General features: G+C 41.1%; 3 protein-coding genes. All 3 read left to right on the top strand.

Going from position 1 to position 2,440, the window contains the following annotated elements; translation table 11 throughout:
- Positions 1-426: hypothetical protein (locus tag AB1488_01865; GenBank protein MEW6408845.1), on the top strand; the 426-nt coding region annotated here is incomplete at its 5' end.
- A 56-nt stretch (positions 427-482) separates the two neighbouring features.
- Entirely contained in the window at positions 483-2,096 is a 1,614-nt protein-coding gene (locus AB1488_01870) for a type II/IV secretion system protein (GenBank protein ID MEW6408846.1), read from the top strand.
- 5 nt (positions 2,097-2,101) lie between these two features.
- Positions 2,102-2,440 (top strand): type II secretion system F family protein (locus AB1488_01875; protein MEW6408847.1); only part of this gene is annotated, 339 nt, incomplete at its 3' end.

Genomic DNA, 2,440 nt, shown 5'->3' on the forward strand with positions numbered 1-2,440 from the left:
GGCTTAGAGAAGTCCCATATAAACGATGCCCTCTCAGTTTCCGCCTCAGCCTTTGGGGTATTGCCTGATATTCAATCTATACCTGATGCCCTTACTCTTAAGGGAAGATTTGTAAGGCAGAAGAACAGGAAGCTTCACGATGCCAACCCGAGAAAGGGTGGCTATAGGGAGCCTTACAATGTTAACAGGTATCTGATTAACAAAGAAGGTGTGAGATTAAAGAAAGGGGATTTGGTAAGATATATAACAAGACAAAGAAAGAGTATAGTTGGCTATATCAATACCCTCTTTTCAAGGGGTACTGTGAGGATTGCAGATTGGAGTGGTAAAGAGTTATACAATGGTGCAAGCGTTAACAGGGTTAAGAAACTACAGAATTCAAAAGGGCTGCTGTTGGCAGTGAATGGCTTCTCCTCCCCGTATTAAAATACGAGGTTTCCGAAGCCAAGTAGATTTATGAAGAAAATGTTGGAGAAGTAACGGTGGAGAAGATAGGTAAGATACTTATGGATATGGGTATTCCCCAGCAGTTTATAGATGCAGCGCTTTCTCGCCAAGCGGTAATAAAAAAACCTCTCTGTGAGATACTTGTTGAGTTAGGGCTTGCCGATCCAGAGGTTATTGCTGAGGCTGTCTCAAAACAATCAGGGTATCCTTATTTCTCGCCCATAAATGTAGTAGATACATCCATTCTAACATCATTTCCTTTGGATTCCATAACAAGGATTGGAGTTATCCCACTTTATGAAGACGGAACTGTTCACATAGGGGTAACAAATCCCAGCGATATCAAGTCAGTAGATTTTGCAAAGAGACACTTTTACAATAGGGATATAACCCTTCATGTTGTATCCACTCTGATGATTGAAAAATACTCAAGGTGGAAGTCTATCCCTGTTTCTGAGATTCAGAAGAGGATAGAGACAACAAAGGATGGACTCCTTATAGGAACATTGGTACTCAAGAAGGCCTTTTACGATGGTGCAACAGATATACATTTTAATCCAGGTGTATGGATGGTAAGTTTCAGGATTGATGGAACGCTGAGGATTATAATGCATTTTTCAGAGGAAACATACACACAGATTGTAAATGCGATATTTTTGAGATCCCATATATCTGAAAATGACAGGGAGATGCCTGGTGATGGTAGTTTCAATGCAGGTGTGCTTGATCCTGACCTCTCAGGAGTCGACTGCAGGGTCTCTGTCTATCCTGTTGCACTTCCTGACAGGCAGGAAAGGGCACAGTCCATGCATATAAGATTGCTAAAACGCTCAGTAGTTGGGAGTATATCCCTGAATGCACTCGGCTTTATGCCTGAGGTACAGAAAACATTAATATCCCTTGTCAAAGAGGCACAGGGGATGATTATCGTAACAGGACCTACAGGGAGTGGAAAATCAACCACACTTCATTCAATGATGAGGCATATAAATACCTTCGAGAAGAACCTCATAACGATAGAAGACCCAGTGGAGTACAGGAATCCATTCAGGGTGCAGGCTCAGGTAAATGAACTGAAGGGTTTTACCTTTTCAAAGGCACTAAGGCATATATTGAGACATGACCCGGATGTAATACTTATAGGTGAGATAAGGGATGAAGAGACAGCAGAGATAGTTATTCAATCGGCAAATACAGGTCATTTAGTTCTTACCACACTCCATTCGAATTCCGCTGCTGAGGCAACAATGAGGCTAAGGCATCTTGGTATAGATAAAGAGGATATCGCATCTGAAGTGAATGCCATCATAGCTCAAAGGCTTGTGCGTGGGCTTTGTCCTCATTGCAAAAAGGAAGATAAAGAAAAGCTAAATCTCATAAAAGATTCAGGCTTCAATGCAGAAGTTATCTACAGGAAGAGTGAGTCAGGCTGTGGATACTGTAGCCACATAGGATACAAAGGTAGAAAGCCAATAGTTGAGATACTAATTTTTGATGATGAGGTCGTTGGGGCGATACTTTATAAGGATGTGTTCGCTATAAAGAGACTAATGAAAGAGCGGGGGAATATCTTTATGGATGGATTAAGGCTCGTTGCTGAAGGCTACACCTCGGTTGATGAGGTGAGAAGTGTGGTAAAGAGCGTTTAACTTTTATGATAGATAAGACCCTCAACATAAACGACCTTCTTATAACTTTTGAGGTTATGGCTGACTCATCACACAAAGGTGTTCCATGGGAGATAATCTTTGATAACCTTAAAGATATTGTTTCTTACAGTGCGAGGAATGTAATAGAGAGGGTAAAAGAGAATAAACTGAAGGGTTATGACATCTCTGCTTCCTTAAAGAAGGCAGGCATTTCGGATATCCTTTGTTCCATAGTTGAGGCAGGTGAAAGACATGGTAAACTGCCTGAATCTTTAGATGTCTGTAGAGATATCATAAAGCATGAAAAAGAGATGAGGGATACTGTAAGGGAACTTACAATGTAT

The organism is Nitrospirota bacterium (genome assembly GCA_040756155.1).
GTDB lineage: Bacteria > Nitrospirota > Thermodesulfovibrionia > JACRGW01 > JBFLZU01 > JBFLZU01.